Below are 21,137 nucleotides of genomic sequence, written 5' to 3'. Positions count from 1 at the left end.
GCAGACCATCCCGGCCGAAATCTGGCGCAAGAACAACGCGCAGGTGAGCAAGGTGATGGTGACGAAGAAGCCCGTGGTCTCCTTCGTGCTCGACCCCTACCAGCAGACGGCCGACACGGACCTGTCCAACAACGCCTTCCCCCGCCAGCCCGCCGCCTCCCGCTTCGAGCTCTTCCAGCAGCAGGCCCCCGCTCAGCCCAACCCCATGCAGCAGGCCAAGCAAGCCACTACTGGGCCAAAGCCGGAAGCGCAGTTGGGCGGCACCAAGTAGTGCCCAAAGATGTGCTCACAAACAAAAAGGCCCGCCAGAATCTGGCGGGCCTTTTTGTTTGTGAGTGGTCAGGCTATTCGTCGCCTTCGCCGTCGCGGCCAGCGTTACGCCGGGGGGCGCCGTGGTCGGCGTTGTTGTCATCGCCCGAGCCTGAACGGTTTTCGGCGCGGGCCTCTTGGCCGTAGTTCTGGCTGCGGTCTTCCAGGCGTTGTTCGCCTTGGTGGGGCGACCCGGCTTTGCTGCCGGGCTTGCTGTCGTCATAGGCGTCGTTGTACGAACCGCCGCGCGAGCCCATGCCTTGCGAAGTATCGCCGCTTTCGCCTTGCACATACCCGTCTCGCTCGCCGCCAGTGCTGAAGTCAGGCGAACGACGGGGCTCTTCGCGGCCCCGGTCGCCGTAGCCCTGGCTGCTGCCGGGGCGCTCGCCGCGCTGGTCGGCCATCTCGGGCGTATTGGTGGAGTAGCCGGGGTGCTTTTCTTCGCGGCCTTGCTTGTCGGAGCCGCCCTGCACGGGCAGGTAGTCTTCGGTTTGGTTACGGTTGGGAGTGCCGGCCAGGTCCTGGCCTTGGCCAGCCGGTCCACCGGCCCGCAACGAGGTGTGGCCGTAGTCGCTAGCATAGCCGCTGTCGGGGCCTTGCGCCGAACCGTTGTCCACCTGAAACGCGCTGTTGGCATCCGTCCGGTCAGGTTGGTTGCGGTTGTCGCCGTTGGGTCCCACAAAGCTTTGGCCACGGACCTGGCCAGCATCTGCCGCTTGGCCCGAAGTAGGGCCGGCGGTGCTGCCTCGCTCGAAGCCGTATTCGGTGCGGTTGTCGGGGCGCTCGTCGCGGCCATCGTAGCTGCGATAGGCATTGTCTTGCACGCCGGGGCGGCCAGCGCCGCCGTAGTACTGGTCTTCGGCCGACCCTTTGGGCTCGTAGTCCACAATGCGGTTTTGGTTGCCGAAGCCGCCGTGCGTGGTGCCTCTCAGGTCTTGAGCGCCAAATTCTCCGCGGTTGGGGTCGCTGTCTTGGTTTTCGCGGCGGTCTTCGTCGCGGTAGCTGCCCTGCACGCTGTTGCCGAAGTTGCCGCCGTAAGTCTCCTTCGGAGTGAGGTTGGCCGGGTTGGCTTCTTTATTTTCCTGCTCCTCACCGTCGGCGTCCACGGCGCCTTTTCCCGCACTCATTTCGGAGGCGGCCAACGACTCGCTCGATGCCGAAGCGGCCGGAGTGTCAATGTCCATTTTGCCGGCTCCCGCCGTAGCGGGCGTGGTGGGAGCGCCGCCGGGAATACCCGTACCATGGCCGGGCAAACCGGGTTTTGCGGCCGTGTTGCCCACGGGCCCGTCAACGCGGTTGCCCGCGATGTCGTTCGACTCAGTATTCAAGGTTTCTTCCTCGTTTTCCATGGCGCAAAGGGAGTAGCAGTGTGTGAAAGGATGGGACTGCTCGTCTATACGCGCCCTCCCTCTCGTTGTTCAGGTTTGGGAAAGCGCGGCACTTTCTGACGACGCTGCAAGCCGTTCGCAGCAACGATTTTATCTTTGTGCGGCCAGAGCAGCCAACCTCGGCCCGGCCCGGTGCGTTTTGCCAAGGCCATTTTCAACATTTTAGCTCCTTACACATGCTCACCGGCACCGTCAAGTTTTACAACGACACCAAAGGCTTCGGCTTCATCATCGCCGACGATAACCAAGAAGAAATCTTCGTTCACCAAACCGGCCTCATCCACGAAATCCAGGAAGGTGACCGGGTGCAGTTCAACATCAAAGCCGGCAAAAAAGGCCCGAATGCAGTCGATGTAACCCGCCTGCAATAGCCAACCACTACGCTCTGTCCAATAGCAAAAAGCCGACCCTGCGCAATGCAGAGCCGGCTTTTTTGTGGGTACTCGGGCTTATTTCGCCGCCGTGTGCTTGGCCACGCGAATTCCCATGGCCATGAGGCCGGGCAGCTGGTCCTGGCGCATGTACTGCTCCAGCGTCAGCTTGTAGGTGCCGGCTTTGGCAAAGCGCTGGTTGGGCAATGCCAATAGCTGAATGTCGTAGATGTCGCCGGTGCCGCTGCCTTTGGGCTCGCCGGTTTTGGGGTCCAGCAGCAGCATTTGATGCAGCTTTGGCTGGCCCACTGGGCCAGCGGGGCCCGTGAGCGTGTGCTTCACGTAGAGGTTGTAAAACCCATAGGCCGAAGCATGCCGCACGTTAAAAAACACGTCGTAGCGGGCCGTGGTGTCTTCAATGGCGAATGAAAAAGCCGGTTTCTGCTGCACATCCCAGGAGTAGTTGGGGAAGTCAATATTTTCCTCGAACACCCGGTTGGGGTCGCAGGCCGTGAGCGTGCCCAGCAGCCCAACAACCGCAGCCAAGCGAAGCACAACGCGCTGATACATAGAAATTAATTTCGATGAGTAAGTAACGCCGGCTTAGGAGCCGGCAGGCGTAGGATTGGGGTTGGCGGGGGCACCACCTTCGGCAGCGGGCCCGCGTCCGCCCCGGCGGCCGCTGCGGCCGCCACGGCCTTCGCGCCGCTCGCCACCTTCCTGCCGCTGACGCGGCTCGCCGCCGTTTTCAGCGGGTGGGCGAGGGGTGCCGTCGGCGTTGGCTTCGGGCCGGCGCGGCCCCTGGCTTGCGCCGTCCTTGGGTTCTGAGCGGCGGTTGCGGCCTCCTTCGGGCCGCGGCTCGCCGGCTTCGCCTTCGGGACGGGGGGCATCGCTCCGGCCCCGGCCGCCACGGCGGTTGAGGGGACGGGCGGCGGCACCACGCCGGCCGCGCTGCTCGGGCACATCGCCCAACGCCGGCACCGGATTGTCCAGGTCGCCGGGACCGGGGCTCGTCATTTGCTCGGGGGGGCGGGGGCCGCCAGGAGCGGCGCCGGCCGGGCGGCGCCCGTCGCGCGGCGGACGCGTCTCCCGGCCTTCGCGCGGCGGCCGAGGCTCCCGTGGTTCGCGGGGCTCACGAAGAGTCCGGCCTTCTGCTGCTGGCACAGGGGCGGCGCCTTCTTTCGCTTCCGGACGCGATTTCTTACGCTTGGAGCGCTTGCTGCTCGACTTGATTTTGTCGTCGAGGCGGTCCAGCGAGCCCTCCACAATGGCCGAAACCTCGGGGGCGGGCTCCTCCTCGCGGGGCGGCAGCAAGCTCTCAATAATTTCGCCGCGCTTGTTCATGTCCAACAGCTCGCGCACGCGGGCCGTGTCCAGCATCACCCAGTTGTTGTCGCCTTTGAAAGCAAACCACATGCGGCGACGGAAGATGTCGGTTTTCTGCAGAAAAGCCTCCCCTCTCGACGTTTTCAAAGGCCGCTGCACCTGCGGAATGTCCTTCAGGGCGTCGAGGTAAGCGTCGAGTTCGTAGTTGAGGCAGCACTTGAGGCGGCCGCACTGGCCGGCCAATTTCTGCGGGTTCAGGCTCAGGTTTTGGTAGCGCGCGGCCGTGGTGCTCACGGTCTTGAAGTCCTGCAGCCACGTAGAGCAGCACAGCTCCCGGCCGCAAACGCCGATGCCGCCAATGCGACCGGCTTCTTGACGCAGAGATATTTGGCGCATTTCCACCCGCACCCGGAATTCATCGGCGAGGCGCCGAATCAGCTCCCGGAAGTCGACCCGGTCTTCGGCCGAGTAATAAAACAGGGCGCGGGTGCGGTCGGCTTGGTATTCCACGTCGCTGAGCTTCATGCGCAGGCGCAGTTCGCCCACCACGGCCCGGGCCCGGAACATGGTGCCGTTTTCGAGGTCGCGCACGGCTTCCCAGCGCTCCACGTCCTCGGGGGTGGCCACCCGCAGAATGTTGCGGATTTCCTTGGAGTCGGTGGGCACTTTCTTCTTGCGCATTTGCAGGCGCACCAACTCCCCTTTCAGGCTCACGTGGCCCAGGTGCCAGCCGCTGCCGGCGGCGTCCACCACCACGGCGTCGCCCGTGACCAGCGGCAGGCGCTGGTCGTTGCGCATAAACTCTTTGCGGCCGCCCTTGAAGCGGACTTCTACAATATCAAACCCGGCAAAAGAATCGGGCACGGCTACGTCCTGTAGCCAATCGAACACATTGAGGCGGTTGCAGCCGCCGGTGCTACAGCCGCCATTGGATTTGCAGCCGCCCGGCTTGGTGCCGCAGCCGCCGCCGGAAGAACATGAGGAACAAGCCACTAGCTAAAAATATATAGTTGAGGGAAACTAAGATTTCCACGAAAATTCGGTTGCTAGCAAAGATACACAATTCGCAAAGGCCCTCAAGGAGCCCAGCGCTCCACTGTGCTTGCCGCTAGCGCGCAACCGATGAAAACAGTCCCCGACTTTCGCAAGTTCAATTAAATCTTGCTTTTATAACTATTTGCATAATTGTGTAAGATTTTGGCAATCACAATCCAGCGGCATAATCATAAATGCCCATACGCGCTTATACACGCATACTTTGAAATATTTTTAAGGTTTCGCTAAATCACTATTGTTGTTCATAATAATTCTATCCTAATTGCATACATCCTTCACCCATTATTCACACTACCTAACCCACAACAAACTTATGAAAGTCAAAAACGTACTTTCTACCGCCATGCTTTGCACCGTTTCGGTGTTAGCACTTTCCTCCTGTTCGAAAGAGCAGGAATCTACCAATACCCCCGCTCCCAGCGAAGCCATCTCGCCGGCCGTGCTCACCCAGATTAAGGAAATGGGCCTGACCACTGACGAGATTAAAAAAGTTGACGGTGGTTACCTCGTCGAAGGCGACATTTTGGTAACCGAAGCCAACCTGGCCAGCAAGCCGGAGTACCAGATGCTGCGCGTCGGCGACGAGGAGCAGTACCGCACCACCAACCGCGTAAGCGTGGGCTCGGGCCGCACGGTTAGCATTCGGGTTTCGACCTCGCTGCCCTCGGCTTACGTGACGGCGACCGACGAGCTCATCCGTCGCTACAACGCGCAGGGCCTGCTCATTCGCTTCACCCGCGTTACTTCGGGCGGCGAAATCGTGCTGACCGCCGCTCCTTCCGGCTCTTCTTACTTGGCTTCGGCCGGTTTCCCGTCCAACGGCAACCCCTTCAATTCGGTGCGCGTGAACTCCGGCGCCATTGGCACGGCCAACGCCACCACTTACATCGCCACCATCCTGGCACACGAAGTGGGCCACTGCATTGGCTTCCGCCATACCGACTACATGAGCCGCCAGTATAGCTGCGGCGGTGCAGCCGTGAACGAAGGCGCCAGCACGGTGGGCGCTGTTCTCATCCCCGGCACGCCCAGCGGCCCCGACCCGAACTCGTGGATGCTGGCCTGCATTGGCAGCGGCGGCAACCGTCCGTTCAACGCCAACGACGTAACGGCCCTCCGCTTCGTGTACTAGCCGAAACACCTTCGGGTACTACTTAATGAAAAAGACCCCGGCTTGGGTGAAGCGGGGTCTTTTTCTATTTAACACAGAGGCTAACTGCATTGCTATGAGTTAAAGCCTTGGCGTACATAGCCTTGCTTGTTTGCTCGTTTTTCACAGTCTTCACATCTCCCACCACAATCCATTCACATGAAAACCAAAAGCTTATTCGCAACCGGCTTATGCCTCGCTTCGATGCTCGCCTTTTCGTCGTGCTCGAAAGAAACGGAAAACGTCACCACCACCGACGAAGTGTCGCCGGAGGCCCTCGCCCAAATCAAGCAGCTCGGCTTCACGGCCCAGGGCGCGACCAAAGTTGACGGCGGCTACGTGGTAGAGGGCGACATTTTCCTCACGCCCGAAAACCTGGCCAACCCCCAGCCCGCTCAGTTGATGCGCGTGGGCGCCGAAGAGCAGTACCGCACCACCAACACCGTGAACACGGGCACCGGCCGGACCATCACGATAACGGCTTCGAGTGAGCTGCCGGCGGCGTATGTCACGGCCACGCAAGAAGTGGTGCGCCGGTACAACGCCGAGAACCTGTCGCTGAAACTCGCCTACGTGACTTCGGGCGCGGAAATTACCCTGTCTCAGGCGCCGAAAAGCGCCCGGTACCTGGCCTCGGCCGGCTTCCCCTCCAACGGCAACCCCTTCAATTCGGTGCGCGTGAATTCCAGGGCAATTGGCACGGCCAATGCCAGCACCTACATCGCCACCATTTTGGCGCACGAGGTGGGCCACTGCATCGGCTTCCGCCACACCGACTACATGGACCGGAGCTACAGCTGCGGCGGCTCGGTGAGCAACGAAGGCGCCAGCACGATGGGCGCCATCCTCATCCCCGGCACGCCCGCCGCGGCCGACCCCAATTCGTGGATGCTGGCATGCATCGGCAGCGGCGTGAACCGTCCCTTCAATGCCAACGACAAAACTGCCTTGGGCGCCATCTACTAGGCAGTAGCCAGGTTGTCCTTTACTTATTGAAAAAGCCCCGGCCCGTGCGAGCCGGGGCTTTTTGTTTGTTGGCTTCAGGCAGAGCTTAGCTATTGGATGACGACCCGCAGGGTTTGCTCCGCGCGGCCTTCCATGCGAATGCGCAGCAGGTACATGCCCGGCCGCAAGCCCGTAGTCTCCAGCTGATTGATGACACCTTCGACTTCAACTGCGCGCTGGAACCGGCCCAGCATGTCGTAGAGCCGGATGGAAACCGGCGTGCTGGTATTGGCCACCAGCGACAAGGGCTCCCCGGCGCGCACCGGGTTGGGGTACGCCTGGGCGGCACCCAACCGCAACAGGAAAGCTTCCTCGGGCTTGCTGTAGAACACTTGTCCGGCCACGTTTTCCAACCGAACCCGGTAGACGTAGCGGCCATCGGCGGCGGGCAAGTCGATAAGCTCGAAGGCGGTTTCCCGCACCGGCGCAATGGTCTGCACGGCGTCGTAGCCCGCCGGGCCTTCGCGCTCCAAAGTGGCCGCCTTGAGGCGGAACGTGCTGCCCAGCACCACGTCGAACCGAATGACGTCGCTCACTAACTGCTGCGGCAAGAACGAGCGGAAGTAACACGTGGTGCCCTGCGTGGCGAAGTCGATGGTGGCACCGGGCTCGGTCGCTTTGCCGCGTAGCAGCGGGGCCACGGCATAAAACCGGGTTTGCAGCTGGCCGCCGTTGAGCAAGGCGGTGGTGTCGGTGGTTTGCGCCAACGGCACGAGGCGAGAACTGCCCAACTGGTAAATCTGGTAGCCCGACGCGCCCGGCACGCGCGGCCATTGCAGCAGCGTCTCGTCGGTGCAGGTGTAGCCGACCTGCACGGCAGGCGGCCGCACAATGGCGAACGTATCGGACGGAAAAAGACGGGTGCCGGCCACCAAACGCACCTGCGCCAGGGTGGTCGTGTCGGGCACGGTCCAGGAAAACTGGTTTTGAGCCAGGCTCACGCTGGCGTTGACCACGCGCCACTGCGTGCGGCCGGCGGGACGGTATTCCAGGCGGGCGCTGGTAGCCGGGCCGGCCCACTGCCAGCGCAGCGTAGTGGCAGCACCTGGCCGCACGTTGGCCAGGCGGGCCGGGCTGGTCCACTCCAGGCCCAGAGCGTTGACTTCATAGGCCACGCTAAAGGCCTGGGGGCCTTGGGGCACGGCAAAGCCACGCACCCGCAGCTGATAGGTGCCCGCTGCTGGCGCAGTCAGCGTAATCTGCTCCACGTTATTTAGATGGTCGGCGCGGCGGCGGGCCGGCAACGCCAGCGAGTCAGCCCGCGGGTAGGTACTGAGCACCCAGGGACGCCACCGCTGGCCGGTGCTGATGGACACCAACTCCATGTCAAGGTCGTTGACGAGGGCTTGAGGGGCGTTGGCAGCTGCTTCGGCGTCGGTCCAGGCCAGGGTGGCTTTCAGCTGTTGCTGGCCGTTCGGCACCGTAATCGTAAAAACCCGCTCAACTCCCTGCGTTGCGGGGCCGGTAAAAAACTGCCCGCTGCGCATGGTGTTGATGGCGCCCAGCGCATCGACCTGGCCGAAGCCGCTCACGAAATCGACTTCGGGACGGCCGTAGTCATCGGCGCTGTTCAGCAGCACGGCTTTTACCAACGACGCGGGTGGCAGTGCGCCGTTGTGCTGGTCGCGGTACACTTGCTGCAGCAGCACGCTAACTCCTGAAACCAGCGCCGCCGATTCCGAGGAGCCTCCTTCGCCGTATGCCACCAACTCGGGCTTGACGCGGCCGTCGTAGGCCGGGCCCCGGGAGCTGAGGCGGCTCACCTGCCCGCTGGGGTCGGTGGCGCCCACGCTCAGCGTGTTCTTCGCCATCTTGAACTGCCCGGTGTTGTTGGCCACCGCCGGAATGCCTTGGTACGGGCCGGTCGGGCTGGCCAGCGCGCCCGAGTTGCCCGAGGAAAACACGTGCACCAACGCGGGAAACTGCCGGCATTGCCGGTCGTACTCCACGGCTTCCACGCCGTAATAATTTTCAATGGCCACGCCGTAGGAATGGTTTTGCACCGACACCCCGGCTTGGCTGAGCTGGGTGCCATCGTCGGGCAGCAGGCGGGCAAAGTCGGAGGTGGTCAGCTTCACTTCCCGGGCCACGCCACGGCCGAGCGGGTCGGAGTTGCCGGCCCCGCCGATGAGCGTGGTCATGGCCGTGGCGTGGTCGGAGGCCGGACTGGGGAAGGGGCCTACCGTAGCCACTCGTCCCTTAAAATCTATGTCGGCCGGGTCAAAGGGCTGCTCTTTCACCGAAACGGTCAGGCCCTGGCCCGCCAACTGGGGAAACCGGGCGTGCAGCGCCGCAATGGCATTCACCGACAAGTCGGAGTTGCTCAGCCGGCGCTCTTCGCGGGCCCGCCGGTCGGGAACATCCACAAAATCAACGAGTGGGCTGGCGGCCAGCTTGGCCAGCGCGGCGGCGTCGAGCCCGGTCACCGTGAGGGTGTGGGTAGAAGCAGTGGGCTGCGACACTTGCGCGGCGGGCAGTGCCTCGCGCGCCCACGCTTCAAACGCTTCTTTGTCGGCCACGCTCACGCGCACCGTTCGAGCGGTTCGGGCGGAAGCTACTTGCAAGGCGGGGGCTAGTTTGGCCTGCACGGCGCGCTTGTCCTGGCTTTGGGCCAGCAGCGCCTGTGGCACAGCCAGCAGCACAACCAGCAGCCATTTCCAGGACTTTATGGGCTGCTTTAGTCGTTCAATCGAGAGGATGTGTGTATAGATTTTTTGCCTCATGCACTTCACTGGGTGGGGTAGATAAACAGTTCAGGCTGCTTCTTTCAAAGATAAGCCGTAATGCGGTTTTTGGGTTCGAAAAGAGCGCGCAAAAAGAAACCTGCGAAGCGCAGGTTTCTTGGACGTTAACCGGAAAAACAGGCGTGCTTAAGCGCCCGGCTTCAGCACCACTTTGGTGCAGTTGTCCTTCTTGTTGCGGAAGATATCGTAGCCATGCGGGGCTTGGCTCAGGGGCAGGCGGTGCGAGATGATGTCGTCGAGGCGCACGTCGCCGTCGGACACGTGTTTCAGCAGGCGGTCGATGTGCTTGTGCGCGGGGGCCTGGCCGCCTTGCATGATGATGCCTTTGTCGAAGAACTGGTGGATGGGGAAGTTGTCGAAGGGCGAAGAGTACACGCCCAGCACCGACACAAAACCGCCCCGGCGCACGGCGCTCATACAGGCCGTCAGCACTTTGTCGGAGCCTTTTTCCAGGTTGACGACGGCCTTGGCCCGGTCCACCAGGCTGCGGTCGGGCTCGAAGCCGACGGCTTCGACCACCACGTCGGCGCCGTAGCCGCGGCTCATGCTGCGGATTTCGTCCACTACTTGCTTGTGGTCTTCCCAGAGCACGCCCTCGGCGTGGGCGGCTTTGGCCGCCAGGTCGAGGCGGTACTGCTGGGTGTCGACGATGATGACCCGGCTGGCGCCGCGCAGCCACGCCGACTTGGCGGCCATGATGCCCACCGGGCCGGCCCCGAAAATGGCCACCACTTCGCCGCCCTTCACGTTGGCCCAGTCGATGCCGGAGTAGCCCGTGGGGAAGATGTCGGTGAGGAACAGGACTTGTTCGTCGGTCAGGTTGTCGGGCACTTTGCGGGGGCCGTAGTCGGCGTAGGGCACGCGGGCGTATTCGGCCTGGCCGCCGTCGTAACCGCCGTAGAGGTCGGTGTAACCAAACAGGGCGCCACCTTTTTCGGTAATCAGGCCGCCTTCGGGGCCGTAGTGCTCGGGGTTGGAGTTCTCGCAGTGGCCGGGCAGGTCGTGGTTGCAAAACAAGCAGTGGCCGCAGGCAATGGGAAAGGGCACCACCACGCGGTCGCCGCGCTTCAGGTTTTTCACGCCGCGGCCCACCTCCTCCACGATGCCCATGAATTCGTGGCCCAGGGTCATGGGCCGGGGTTGCGGGATGCTGCCGTTGTAGATGTGCAAGTCCGACCCGCAAATTGCCGTGCTGGTGACGCGGATGATGGCGTCGCGGGAGTCCTGAATTTCGGGGTCGTCCACGTTATCGACGCGGACATCTCGCATGCCGTGAATTCGAAGAGCTTTCATGAAAAGGAGTTGGAAGTGGAAAGGAAGAACTTGCTATCCTAACGGTCCCGTTTTCACGCAGGTTGCTGGCGTAACACTTCCGCCCCTTGTAGCCTCGGCCGTACCGGCAAGGTTTATAACTGATAGACTGACACTCCCACTGGGGTGAAAATATACGCGAACCTCTCGCCCAGCAGCACCTGCCGCACCGCGCCCGCTTCTACCCCTGCTGGCAGGGCCACGCGGCGCTCGGCGAGGCTGTAGAGATGGAAAAAGTGAACGGCTCCATTGTCCACATAATACAGCTCATCGCCGCGGAAGCCGACAGTGGCAAGGCCAGTGAAGGGCAGCTTCTTTTTGTAGTTGCCGAGGTTGTCAAACACAAATATTCCGGTGGTGCGGTCCACCAGGTACATGTTGTTTTGGTACTGGCGCAGGAAGCGGAAGTCGGGTCGCGAGCGGCCGATGATGAGGTCGAGCGGGGTATTGCGCGTGAGGCGCAGCGTGCCGGGGTCAAACTCGCGCAACACCAGGTTGCTCTCGTCGAGCAGCCAGATGCGGTTGTCGGGGGCCAGGGTGGCGGCCCGCACCGTGCCATCGACGTAGTCGGCCAGCCGCACCTCGGTGATGGGGGCCAGGAACCGGTCGAGCAGCACCAACTGCTGCCGGTCGTCATTGAACACCAAGGTGGTCGTCACGTTCCAGGCTTCCACCTGGGCCACGTGGCCGGGCTGGGTGGGCGCGAACGTGTTCAGGGGCAGTCCTTCGGGACCGTATTGCCGCAGGTTGTTGTCGGCATCGGCCACGTAGAGCGCGCCGCGGCGGTCCAGCGAAGCCACCCCGGGATTGGGCAGTTTGATGAGGCGCAGCAATTTCCAGGGCGCGGTCGGGGTGGCGGCCGCCTCAGGCGCTGGGGCGGGCTGCACCGGGGCCACCACCTGCGTGGAAGCAGGCGCCGACGACGCCGCGGAAGGCACGGTGACCTGGGCATGGGCAGTGCCAGCGAGAAATAAAGAAGCCAGAACGACGTAGAGACGCAACATCTTGCGTCTCCAGGGCTGCGCCATTTGGTCATCATTCCACCGGCGCGGTCCCGGAGACGCAAGATGTTGCGTCTCTACCCCAGCAGGCGAACCGCCAACGCTGGCGCCGCTACTTCTCAAAATGCCGCAGGGCCAGTTCATTGCCATCATACACACCGTAAGAGCAATAATTGACCCATTCGCCCAGGTTGACGTAGCGGCTGCCCGGGCCCACGGCCACGTCGAGCGGCAAGTGCCGGTGCCCAAACACGTAATAGTCGTGGTGGGCACGGGCTTCCACCTCGCGGCAATACTGCAACAGCCACTCTTCTTCGCCGAAGTATTTGGCGTCGGCCTCGCCGTTTTGCAGGCGGCTGTGGCGGCTCCACTTGTTGGCCAGGCCAATGCCAAAGTTGGGGTGCAGCCGCGCAAACAGCCATTGGGCAAGGCTGGAGGTAAAGACTTGCTTGAGGGCTTTGTAGCTGTAGTCCTTCGGCCCCAACCCGTCGCCGTGGCCGATGTGAAACAGCCGCTCGCCGATGCGCTGCGACACCTCACGCCGCAGCACCGGAATGCCCATTTCCTGGGTGAAGTACCCAAACATCCACATGTCGTGGTTGCCGGTGAAGATGGTGATGGGCAGGCCGCCGTCAGTCAGCTCGGCCAGCTTGCCCTGCAAGCGGCTAAAGCCCCGCGGAATGGCGTGCTTGTATTCAAACCAGAAATCGAAGATGTCGCCCAACAGGTAAATAGCAGCGGCGTCCTTGGCCGCCTCGTCGAGCCAGCGCACAATGCGCCGCTCGCGGGCCAATGACGCCGCCGCATCAGGCGCTCCCAAATGAAAATCGGAAGCGAAATACACCCGGCGGCCGGGCGGCAGGGCCAGGTCAGGCAGGGTAAGGGGTTGCTTCATGTAGTGGTTTTGTCATTGCGAGCACAGCGAAGCAATCCGTCCTGTTCTCAGCGCTCAACCCTAAAACGTGATGAGGTTAAACGCTTGCGGCAAAATAAGCTTGTCACAAATGAAAGTTGGTCGCTGAGAGCAGGACGGATTGCTTCGCTGTGCTCGCAATGACGAGTTATTCCTCGTCTTCCAACAAGAACAGGGCCAGCCGGCGCGGGCCGTGCGCGCCCAGCACCAGGGTTTTCTCGATGTCGGCGGTGCGGCTGGGGCCGGTGGTGAGCGAAACCATGGAGGGCGTAGCGGCTCCGTACCGCGCCTGGAGCACTCGCAAGGCCTCCCCTATTTCGGCCACCACTTGGCTGGGGCGAGCCAGCACGAGGTGTTGGTCGGGATAGATGCTGAGCCGACGCCCGCTGGCTGTGGCCGCCGACACTAGCACGCTGCCTGTGCGGGCCACCAGCGCCTCACAGGAGGTCAAGCTCAGGTCGGCTTGGGCGATAAACTCACTTTCATCGGCCCGAAACGCTACCCCGGCCCGGTACAGCAAGTGTTGCATCTCGGGCTCCCACACGTAGGGCGCGCCCACCTGCTGCCGCTGCTGGAAGCCCGCAATTTGCAGGGCCAGGTGGGGCAGCGACTCGCAGTAGTAAAACTCACCGCCCACGCGCTGGAAGCTTTCGGCAAACGCCACCACGGCGTCGCTGTTGCTCAGCGGCGGGTGCACGGGTTGGGCGAAGTCGGGCCGGGGCGGCAGCGGGGCCGCCCCAGCCGCCAAGCCTTGACGAATGCGCGCCAGCACTGCTTCGCGGGAAGTATCGGACATGGGACAAAAGTACCGTTGGGAGCCACAAAAAAAGCCAGCCCTCACGGACTGGCTTTTCGATAATCTAGGTCGCGGGCGGTTAGGCTCCGGCCACTGCACTGCCGCTGGGGGCAGCTGCTTCGTTATTGTTACTGCCCGAGTCGAGACCGGGCAGGTGCAGGTCGGGCAGGTCGTGGCTGAGGTTGCCGCCAGCGGCTTGCTCGCCTTTCACCTCGCTGGCGGTTTCGCTGCGGTCGGTGCCGGCCATGTGGGCCTGGTAGTTGGTCTGGGTTTCGAAGGGACGCGGGCCCACTAAGCGGGTCAGGTCCTCTTGCTGAAGCACCTCTTTTTCGAGGAGTTCTTTGGCCACTACTTCCAGCTCGTGGCGCCGCTCGGTGAGCAGATCCTTGGTGCGGATGTAGGCGTTTTCGATGATGTTGCGCACTTCCTCGTCAATCATCTGCGACGTGGCTTCCGAGTAAGGCTTCGAGAAACCGTACTCGCTCTGGCCCTTGGAGTCGTAAAACGACACGTTGCCGAGCTTGGCGTTCATGCCATACATCGTCACGATGGAGTAGGCCATCTTGGTGATGCGCTCCAAGTCGCTGAGGGCGCCGGTGGAGATTTTACCAAACACCAGCTCTTCGGCGGCGCGGCCACCCAGGGCCATGCACATCTCATCGGTCAGCTGCTCGGTGTTGTAGAGGAACTGCTCTTTGGGCAGGTACTGCGCGTAGCCCAGCGCGGCCACGCCGCGAGGCACGATGCTCACCTTCACCAAGGGGTCGACGTGTTCCAGGAACCAGCCGGCAATGGCGTGTCCAGCTTCGTGGTAAGCCACAATGCGCTTCTCGCCGGGCGAAATGATTTTGTTTTTCTTCTCCAAACCACCAATCACGCGGTCGATGGCGTCGGTGAAGTCCTGGTCGGTGATGAACTTCTTGTCGCGGCGAGCGGCAATGAGGGCGGCCTCGTTGCAGACGTTGGCAATTTCAGCACCGGCAAAGCCCGGGGTCTGAGCCGAGAGGCGACGGGCGTCCACGTCGGGGCCCAGCGTCAGGGGCTTCAAGTGCACGTTGAAGATTTCGGTACGGCCGTTGATGTCCGGCTTGTCGATGCTGATTTGGCGGTCGAAACGACCGGGGCGCAGCAACGCAGAGTCAAGGGTATCGGGGCGGTTGGTGGCGGCCAGGATGATAACACCGGAGTCGGTGCCGAAGCCGTCCATTTCCACCAGCAGCGAATTTAGAGTGTTTTCACGCTCGTCGTTGCCACCGGGCACCGAACCGCGCGAACGGCTCCGGCCCACGGCGTCAATCTCGTCGATAAAGATGATGCAAGGTGCCTTGGCTTTGGCTTGCTTAAACAAGTCACGCACGCGGGCCGCACCCACGCCCACGAACATCTCAACGAAGTCGGAGCCCGAAAGCGAGAAGAACGGCACGTCGGCTTCGCCAGCTACGGCTTTCGCCAGCAAGGTCTTACCGGTACCGGGAGGGCCTACCAGCAGCGCACCTTTCGGAATCTTACCGCCGAGGATGGTGAATTTGCTGGGGTTCTTCAAGAACTCCACAATCTCCTGTACTTCCTCTTTGGCTTCTTCGAGGCCAGCTACGTCTTTGAAGGTGATTTTCACCTTGTCGCCGCCTTCAAACAGGGCAGCTTTGCTCTTGCCAATGCTGAAAATCTGGCCGCCGGGACCACCGGCGCTGCCCATGCGGCGCATCAGGAACCAGAAACCGACAATCATCAGGATAATGAAGCCGTAAGTGCCGATGTAATCGCCGGGGCTCTGCCGGTCCTCGATGTTGAGGGGCAGGCGCTGGGCCACCGGTACGTCTTTTTGCAGGTTGTCCAGGTTTTCCTGGAACAGCTTGGCGTCGACTACCGGGAAATAGAATTGCGAACCCGAGCCGGTGGCGCCAAATGGCGTGCGGCGCGTCAGCTCCTGCCGGTACTCCGGCTTGCGCAGGGCTTCGGGCTTGAGCGCCACTTCAACTACTTTTTGGTTGCTGATGATGGTGATTTCGCGCACGTCACCGGCAGCCAGGATTTGTTCGAAGCGTTGCTGATTGATTTTGGCGGGCGAGTTGAGGTTGTTGACCCACATCACCCCAAACAGGAACACAAGCAGGCCTGCCAGCACCCACAGCTGCATCCCCGGACGGGGGTTGGGCGCGGGCACCATGGCCTTCTTCTTTTTATTGTTGTTGGGATTTTTATCCGACATGTAAATAGCGAGTTAAATCAGGGATAACTACGGGCAAAACACCGCGTCGAAAACAAATGTTCGGTAAAATGAAGCTTCGTCGACCGTCATTTTAGACGCATCGATGAAACCTGGCAGTTACCAGCTTCCGTGCTTCGGCGTGGTGTGTTAGAACACGTACCAAGACGCACAAACCGGGAAATTATTTTATCTGAACTACGCCGGCTCAGCCTCGATGTAGCTGATGTCGGCATCGCCCCACAGCTCTTCCAAGGCGTAGAACTTGCGGCGGTCGCGCAGAAACACGTGCACTACCACGTCAACGTAGTCGAGCAGCACCCATTCGCGGTTGGTGCGGCCTTCCGTTTGCCAGGGGCTTTCGCCCGTTACTTTCTCAATTTCTTCTTCAACCGAGCGCGCTACCGCCTCCAACTGCGTGTCCGAATTGGCCGAGCAGATGATGAAATAATCGGCGACAGCGTTTTTTAATTCCTTCAAATTCAGCACCACGATGTCAGACGCTTTCTTGTCTTGCATGCCGCGAACGACCAAATCTGCCAATGTGTCTGAATCCTGACGGACCAACGTGCTTTTCATATTGTGTTATTAGGTTTGAGCTTTGCAGCCAAAAGTCTACGAAGTTAACGATACGCGAAAGAAGGCCGTGGTTGTCACCCCTCAAACCTTGTTCACGGGCCAGCAACTGCTATGGTTGCCGGAGTGCGCCTCCACCAATACGGAGGCGCAAGCCTTGATTGTCCAAAACCGGGCCAGCGAAGGCTGCACCATAATTACGGACTTTCAGACGGCCGGCCGGGGCCAGCGCGGGAACCAGTGGGAAGCCGCTCCCGCCGAAAACCTCATGCTTTCGGTGGTGTGGCAGCCCACGTTTTTGGCCGCGGCCCAGCAGTTTCAGCTCAGCCAAGCCGTGGCCTTGGGGGTGCACGACTGGGCCGCAACGCTGCTGGGGGCCGATGCCAAATTGAAACTAAAATGGCCGAACGACCTGTACTACGGCGACCAAAAACTGGGCGGAATTCTTATTGAGAACACCTTAAGCGGCCCAAAAATTCAATATAGCGTGGTGGGTATCGGACTGAATGTCAATCAGCAGCGTTTTGCCCAGCCCACCGCTACTTCATTGGGCCTGCTCACGGGCCGCGCCTACGCCCGCGAGGCACTGGCCGCCCGGCTCCTCGAGTGCCTGGAGCGGCGCTACCTGCAGCTACGGGCCGGGCAGGTGGGCCAGTTGCGCCGGGCTTATTTGCAGGCGCTTTACCGCTATCAGGAGACGCATTCTTTTCTCATCGAGGGCCAGCGGGTAAGCGGCCAGATTGTCGGGGTAGAAGATGACGGACGTTTGGCTGTGGCCATTGGGAACGAGCTTCGGCGGTTCGGCATGCAAGAAATTCGGCACGTGTAGCAACCCCACGGGCTTTTTTGGCATCAGGCCTTTGTAATTCTGCCATCTGCTCATCTGTCAGGCAACCGTATTGAGTGGTTGTCCGAGTTGTTTTTGGCAGGCCGTACAACTTTCGGTTGTTTTCGCGGTCTATAAAACCGAAACCGCTGTGCTTGGGTTGTTTAAGTCAAGACTTTGCAACTCGGCACGGTGCTTGTTTTTACTGGCTATACCCGACACCTATTTTCACCTTCACTTTTCTGCTTCGTCTCATGAAACTCTCTACTCGTCTTGTTGCCATTCTTGCTTTAACGGCCGCAACGTTGGCGCCGGCCCTGGCGGCAACCATTACCGTGGAAGTAGGCGACAATTTTTACCGTGGCCCAGATGGTACCCCTACCATTCGCATGACGGTCAACGACGAGTTGGTTTTTCAAAACGTCGGTTCGGGCACCCACCCAACGGCCTCCGCTCAATGGATAACGTTCATCATTAGCCCCACTAGGCCAACCGAAACTTTTGCCTCAGGGAGATTTACGGCAGGCACCTACCCCTTCCTCTGCACTTCACATGGAGGCATGACAGGAACATTAATTGTCACCGCGGCCACGCCCACGGCCACGCTGGATGCACGCACGGCGGGCATCAGCCTGAGCGTGTACCCCAACCCCAGCCGCGGCCAGGTAATCGTGCAGTTGAACCAAAGGCCCGGCCAGGACTACAAGTTGCGGTTGAGCAACATCATTGGCCAGGAAATCCGCACCATCGCCCTGAAGCCGGAACTCACCGCCGCCGGCTTGCCCGTGGACCTGAACGACCTCCGTTCAGGCGTGTATTTCTACAGCCTGCTGGTCGAGGGCAAAGTGGTGGCCACAAAGCGCCTGGTTTTGCAGAACTGAGTATTTTTTTTCATGGTGTGAAACCAAAAAGCAGCCTTGTGCTGCTTTTTGTGTTTCTAGGGCAATTCGGCCTGGCTTGCGTGCAAGTGCAGCGGCACATTGCCTACTTTTGCCCTTTAACTGATTACCTCGCTTCTATTTCCGGCCTTGCTTCTTGCCAAGCACTAGCTGGCTCCGTGTGCTTCTTTCGTTTCTATGCGTTCCTTCAAAAGCCTGAATAACCTCCTCGGCTGGCTCGTTTTTGCCGTCGCTGCCGTCACCTACTTCCTCACGCTGGAGCCTACGGCTTCGTTCTGGGACTGCGGCGAATTCATTGCCTGCTCGTACAAGCTTCTGGTGCCGCACCCCCCGGGCGCGCCCACCTTCCTGCTGCTGGGCCGGTTGATGTCGCTGTTCTCCTTCGGCGACGTGACCAAAGTGGCCGTGCTCATCAACGGCCTCTCGGCCCTGAGCAGCGCCTTCACGGTCCTGTTTCTGTTCTGGATTATCACCCGCATGGCCCGCAAGCTGGTGTTGCGCGAAGCCGTGGGCAACAGCAGCCTCAACGCCGAAGCCATCGAGCCCAACGGCTACCAGCGTTTGCTCATTCTGAGCGCGGGCGTGGTGGGTGCCCTGGCGTTTGCGTTCTCTGACTCGTTCTGGTTCAACGCCGTGGAGGGCGAGGTGTACGCCATGTCGGCGCTGTGCACGGCCGCCGTGGTGTGGATAATGCTGAAGTGGGAAGCGCACGCCGACGAGCCTGACTCCGACAAGTGGCTCATTCTCATTGCCTACGTCATTGGCCTCAGCATCGGGGTTCACTTGCTCAACCTGCTCACGCTGCCGGCGCTGGGCTTCATCTATTACTACCGCCGCACCGCCAACCCCACCACCCGGGGCGGCATCATCGTGCTGGTCGTCACCATGATTATCGTGGGCGCCATCATGGTGGGCATCATCCCGGGCCTGCCCACGCTGGCGGGCGCTTTCGAGGTGTTCTTCATCAACACCATCGGCCTGCCCTTCAACTCGGGCCTGATTATCTTCCTGCTGCTGTTTGCCGGGCTCATTTACCTCGGCTTCCGCCTCTCGAAGCAGTACCGCAGCCAGCTGCTGAACACGGGCATGCTGTGCTTCGTGTTCATTCTGATTGGGTACTCGTCTTACCTGATTGTGCCCATCCGCAGCTCGTTCAAGCCGACCATCAACGAGAACGACCCCGAGGACGTGCTCAGCTTCGTGAGCTACCTCAAGCGGGAGCAGTACGGCTCGCGGCCCCTGCTCTACGGCCCGCAGTTCCAGGCCCAGCCCGTCGACTACGCTGAAGGTGCGCCGCGCTACGCCCGCGACCCGCAAACCAACACCTACAAGGAAATTCTGCCCCGCCAGCAGGAGCCCGTGTACCGCGATGAGGACAAGTCGCTCATCCCACGCATCTACAGCTACGAGCCCGACCAAATTGCCAACTACAAGAAGTGGGTGGACATTCAGGACGGCGTGAAGCCCACCATGGGCCAGAACCTGGGCTTCCTGTTCCGCTACCAGATGGGCCACATGTTCTGGCGCTACTTCATGTGGAACTTCGTGGGCCGCGAGTCCGACATTCAGCAGGCGGGCGTGGTTACGCCGTTTAGCCCCAGCGCCCAGGCCCTGCCGCCGCGCATTGGCGAAAGCCCGGCGCACAACAACTTCCTGGCCCTGCCCCTCATTTTGGGCCTCATCGGCCTGTTTTTCCAGAGCCGCCGCGACAGCAAAGATGCCTGGGTGACCGGCCTGTTATTCCTGATGACCGGCTTGGCCATCGTGTTCTACCTCAACCAGCCGCCGCGCGAACCGCGCGAACGCGACTACACCTTCACCGGCGCCACATTTGCCTTCTCCATCTGGATAGGCCTCGGCGTGCTAGGCGTGGCCGAGTTGCTAAGCAAAGTGGTACGCGCCGAAGGCCTGCGGGCCGGCTTGGCTTTGGCAGCGGGCCTGCTGATTCCGGGCATCATGGTGGCTCAGGGCTGGGACGACCACAACCGCTCCGACCGCTACAACTCGGTGGACTCGGCCAAAAACCTGCTGAATAGCTGCGAGAAAAACGCCATTCTGTTCACCAACGGCGACAACGATACCTTCCCGCTCTGGTACGCTCAGGAGGTGGAAGGAGTGCGCACCGACGTGCGCGTGGCCGTGCTCAGCTACCTGAACACCGACTGGTACATTGCCCAGATGAAGCGCCGCTCCTACCTGTCGGAACCCTTCCCCATCAGCATGGGCGAGGACCGGTACGCCCAAGGCACCAACGACATGCTGCCCTACGCCGCCAACCCAGCCGTGCAAAGCGTAAACCTGAAGGAGTTCATCCAATTGGTTCAGGACAACAACCCGCTGCTGCAAGTGCAGTACCAGGAGAACGGCCCTGGCATGATGTCGTTCCCAACGCCCAACTTCTACCTGCCCGTCGACACGGCGGCGGTGAAGAAACTGGGCATCATCCCCAAAGACCGGGAGAAGCAGCTCGTGGCCCGCATGGACTGGAGCATGGGCAAGCGCGCCATCGAGAAGAAAAACCTGGTGATTCTCGACATGATTGCCACCAACAACTGGAAGCGGCCCATCTACTTCAGCAGCACGGTAAACCCGAGCGACTACATGAACCTGCAGCCCTACTTCCAGATGGAGGGCATGGCCTACCGCCTGCTCCCGCTGAAAGACCCAAACTACGACCCCCGCAGCGGCGAAGAGGGTTTTGTGGCCAAGGACATCACCTACCAGCACCTGCTGAAGGATTTCCAGTACCGCGGCCTGCAGAACCCGAACATCTTCTACGACGAGAACAACCTGCGCTTCCCGGCCAATTACCGCGACAAGTTCGCGCGCTTGGCCAACGCCTACATGTCAGAAGGCAATGTGGCCAAGGCCAAGGAAGTAGCCATGAAGTGTCTGGAGTTGATGCCTAACCAGGCCATTCCCTACGACTACTATTCGCCCCAGCTCGTGCCCGCCTTGATAGCCGGCGGTGAGAAGCAACGAGCCAACGAGCTGATGGACACCATGACGCGCCGCTCGGAGCAGATGCTGGCCTACTACGCCACCAAACCCGACGCCAGCCTCTTCGAGGACGACCAGCGCGGCTACCTGCTGGGCCTGCAAAGCGTGTACCGCGCCGCCGAGCTCAGCGGCGACAAAGCCCGCAGCGAAAAGGCCATCGGCCTCATGAACCAGTATTACCCGCGGTAAACAGCCGCAGTAAGTAACTTTAGGGAAGGCGCCGGTTTGTCATACAAATCGGCGCCTTTTTCGTTAACGCG

The 21,137-nt window shown here is 61.2% G+C and carries 16 protein-coding genes and 1 pseudogene; 7 read left to right on the top strand and 10 right to left on the bottom strand.

Going from position 1 to position 21,137, the window contains the following annotated elements; translation table 11 throughout:
- A pseudogene (locus tag VF629_RS01385) lies at positions 1 to 271 on the top strand (M1 family peptidase); the annotation flags it as partial.
- Between the two features lie 73 nt (positions 272 to 344).
- Here VF629_RS01385 and VF629_RS01380 read toward each other — a convergent pair.
- Entirely contained in the window at positions 345 to 1,658 is a 1,314-nt protein-coding gene (locus tag VF629_RS01380) for a hypothetical protein (RefSeq protein ID WP_331056647.1), read from the bottom strand.
- A 215-nt stretch (positions 1,659 to 1,873) separates the two neighbouring features.
- On the opposite strand from VF629_RS01380, the gene VF629_RS01375 reads away from it, so the two are divergent.
- Complete coding sequence (locus VF629_RS01375; protein ID WP_331056646.1) at positions 1,874 to 2,068, top strand: cold shock domain-containing protein; 195 nt, start codon at positions 1,874 to 1,876, stop codon at positions 2,066 to 2,068.
- Between the two features lie 78 nt (positions 2,069 to 2,146).
- Here the strand turns inward: VF629_RS01375 and VF629_RS01370 are convergent, their stop codons facing one another.
- Positions 2,147 to 2,638 carry a gliding motility lipoprotein GldH gene (locus tag VF629_RS01370; RefSeq protein ID WP_331056645.1) on the bottom strand — a complete coding sequence of 164 codons (492 nt, stop codon included), beginning with the start codon at positions 2,636 to 2,638 and terminating at the stop codon, positions 2,147 to 2,149.
- A gap of 33 nt (positions 2,639 to 2,671) precedes the next feature.
- Positions 2,672 to 4,387: a regulatory iron-sulfur-containing complex subunit RicT gene (gene ricT, locus VF629_RS01365; protein ID WP_331056644.1), complete on the bottom strand. Its 1,716-nt coding sequence runs from the start codon at positions 4,385 to 4,387 to the stop codon at positions 2,672 to 2,674.
- A 406-nt stretch (positions 4,388 to 4,793) separates the two neighbouring features.
- Between ricT and VF629_RS01360 the strand changes: the two genes are divergently transcribed.
- Complete coding sequence (locus tag VF629_RS01360; protein ID WP_331056643.1) at positions 4,794 to 5,582, top strand: M57 family metalloprotease; 789 nt, start codon at positions 4,794 to 4,796, stop codon at positions 5,580 to 5,582.
- Between the two features lie 177 nt (positions 5,583 to 5,759).
- Entirely contained in the window at positions 5,760 to 6,566 is an 807-nt protein-coding gene (locus VF629_RS01355; RefSeq protein ID WP_331056642.1) for a M57 family metalloprotease, read from the top strand.
- Between the two features lie 89 nt (positions 6,567 to 6,655).
- Here VF629_RS01355 and VF629_RS01350 read toward each other — a convergent pair whose 3' ends face one another.
- From VF629_RS01350 to rsfS, 7 genes are all read right to left on the bottom strand, one after another.
- Positions 6,656 to 9,328: a S8 family serine peptidase gene (locus VF629_RS01350; RefSeq protein WP_331056641.1), complete on the bottom strand. Its 2,673-nt coding sequence runs from the start codon at positions 9,326 to 9,328 to the stop codon at positions 6,656 to 6,658.
- Positions 9,329 to 9,475: 147 nt separating this feature from the next.
- Positions 9,476 to 10,642: a zinc-dependent alcohol dehydrogenase gene (locus VF629_RS01345; protein WP_331056640.1), complete on the bottom strand. Its 1,167-nt coding sequence runs from the start codon at positions 10,640 to 10,642 to the stop codon at positions 9,476 to 9,478.
- Between the two features lie 113 nt (positions 10,643 to 10,755).
- On the bottom strand, positions 10,756 to 11,664 hold the full coding sequence (locus tag VF629_RS01340) for a hypothetical protein (protein WP_331056639.1): 909 nt from the start codon (positions 11,662 to 11,664) through the stop codon (positions 10,756 to 10,758).
- A 109-nt stretch (positions 11,665 to 11,773) separates the two neighbouring features.
- A complete protein-coding gene (locus VF629_RS01335) occupies positions 11,774 to 12,556 on the bottom strand; it encodes a UDP-2,3-diacylglucosamine diphosphatase (protein WP_331056638.1) in 783 nt (260 codons plus the stop codon).
- 166 nt (positions 12,557 to 12,722) lie between these two features.
- The gene (locus VF629_RS01330) at positions 12,723 to 13,370 is read right to left on the bottom strand and encodes a LutC/YkgG family protein (protein WP_331056637.1); all 648 of its coding nucleotides are present in this window, start codon (positions 13,368 to 13,370) and stop codon (positions 12,723 to 12,725) included.
- Between the two features lie 79 nt (positions 13,371 to 13,449).
- Entirely contained in the window at positions 13,450 to 15,579 is a 2,130-nt protein-coding gene (gene ftsH / locus VF629_RS01325; RefSeq protein WP_331056636.1) for an ATP-dependent zinc metalloprotease FtsH, read from the bottom strand.
- 195 nt (positions 15,580 to 15,774) lie between these two features.
- The gene (gene rsfS / locus VF629_RS01320; RefSeq protein WP_331056635.1) at positions 15,775 to 16,155 is read right to left on the bottom strand and encodes a ribosome silencing factor; all 381 of its coding nucleotides are present in this window, start codon (positions 16,153 to 16,155) and stop codon (positions 15,775 to 15,777) included.
- 67 nt (positions 16,156 to 16,222) lie between these two features.
- On the opposite strand from rsfS, the gene VF629_RS01315 reads away from it, so the two are divergent.
- The 3 genes from VF629_RS01315 (at position 16,223) to VF629_RS01305 (ending at position 21,066) form a co-directional block, all read left to right on the top strand.
- Positions 16,223 to 16,981 carry a biotin--[acetyl-CoA-carboxylase] ligase gene (locus tag VF629_RS01315; protein ID WP_331056634.1) on the top strand — a complete coding sequence of 253 codons (759 nt, stop codon included), beginning with the start codon at positions 16,223 to 16,225 and terminating at the stop codon, positions 16,979 to 16,981.
- A gap of 251 nt (positions 16,982 to 17,232) precedes the next feature.
- Positions 17,233 to 17,859, top strand: coding sequence for a T9SS type A sorting domain-containing protein (locus tag VF629_RS01310; RefSeq protein ID WP_331056633.1), 627 nt, complete (start codon positions 17,233 to 17,235; stop codon positions 17,857 to 17,859).
- Positions 17,860 to 18,054: 195 nt separating this feature from the next.
- Entirely contained in the window at positions 18,055 to 21,066 is a 3,012-nt protein-coding gene (locus tag VF629_RS01305; protein WP_331056632.1) for a DUF2723 domain-containing protein, read from the top strand.
- Positions 21,067 to 21,137: the final 71 nt, after the last annotated feature.

This window comes from Hymenobacter sp. (assembly GCF_036388155.1).
In the GTDB taxonomy this organism is placed as follows: Bacteria; Bacteroidota; Bacteroidia; order Cytophagales; family Hymenobacteraceae; genus Hymenobacter.
The sequence above is the reverse complement of the archived record's forward strand: the minus strand, read 5'-3'. Positions and strand labels throughout refer to the sequence as shown.

Excerpts from the sequence above, each read along its gene's own strand:
- VF629_RS01380 (WP_331056647.1), bottom strand. The coding sequence starts at position 1,658 with ATGGAAAACGAGGAAGAAACCTTGAATACTGAGTCGAACGACATCGCG.
- VF629_RS01335 (WP_331056638.1), bottom strand. The coding sequence starts at position 12,556 with ATGAAGCAACCCCTTACCCTGCCTGACCTGGCCCTGCCGCCCGGCCGC.
- VF629_RS01350 (WP_331056641.1), bottom strand. The coding sequence starts at position 9,328 with ATGAGGCAAAAAATCTATACACACATCCTCTCGATTGAACGACTAAAG.
- VF629_RS01355 (WP_331056642.1), top strand. The coding sequence starts at position 5,760 with ATGAAAACCAAAAGCTTATTCGCAACCGGCTTATGCCTCGCTTCGATG.
- VF629_RS01360 (WP_331056643.1), top strand. The coding sequence starts at position 4,794 with ATGCTTTGCACCGTTTCGGTGTTAGCACTTTCCTCCTGTTCGAAAGAG.
- VF629_RS01345 (WP_331056640.1), bottom strand. The coding sequence starts at position 10,642 with ATGAAAGCTCTTCGAATTCACGGCATGCGAGATGTCCGCGTCGATAAC.
- ftsH (WP_331056636.1), bottom strand. The coding sequence starts at position 15,579 with ATGTCGGATAAAAATCCCAACAACAATAAAAAGAAGAAGGCCATGGTG.
- VF629_RS01370 (WP_331056645.1), bottom strand. The coding sequence starts at position 2,638 with ATGTATCAGCGCGTTGTGCTTCGCTTGGCTGCGGTTGTTGGGCTGCTG.
- VF629_RS01340 (WP_331056639.1), bottom strand. The coding sequence starts at position 11,664 with ATGTTGCGTCTCTACGTCGTTCTGGCTTCTTTATTTCTCGCTGGCACT.
- VF629_RS01310 (WP_331056633.1), top strand. The coding sequence starts at position 17,233 with ATGAAACTCTCTACTCGTCTTGTTGCCATTCTTGCTTTAACGGCCGCA.
- VF629_RS01330 (WP_331056637.1), bottom strand. The coding sequence starts at position 13,370 with ATGTCCGATACTTCCCGCGAAGCAGTGCTGGCGCGCATTCGTCAAGGC.
- rsfS (WP_331056635.1), bottom strand. The coding sequence starts at position 16,155 with ATGAAAAGCACGTTGGTCCGTCAGGATTCAGACACATTGGCAGATTTG.
- VF629_RS01305 (WP_331056632.1), top strand. The coding sequence starts at position 18,055 with ATGCGTTCCTTCAAAAGCCTGAATAACCTCCTCGGCTGGCTCGTTTTT.
- VF629_RS01375 (WP_331056646.1), top strand. The coding sequence starts at position 1,874 with ATGCTCACCGGCACCGTCAAGTTTTACAACGACACCAAAGGCTTCGGC.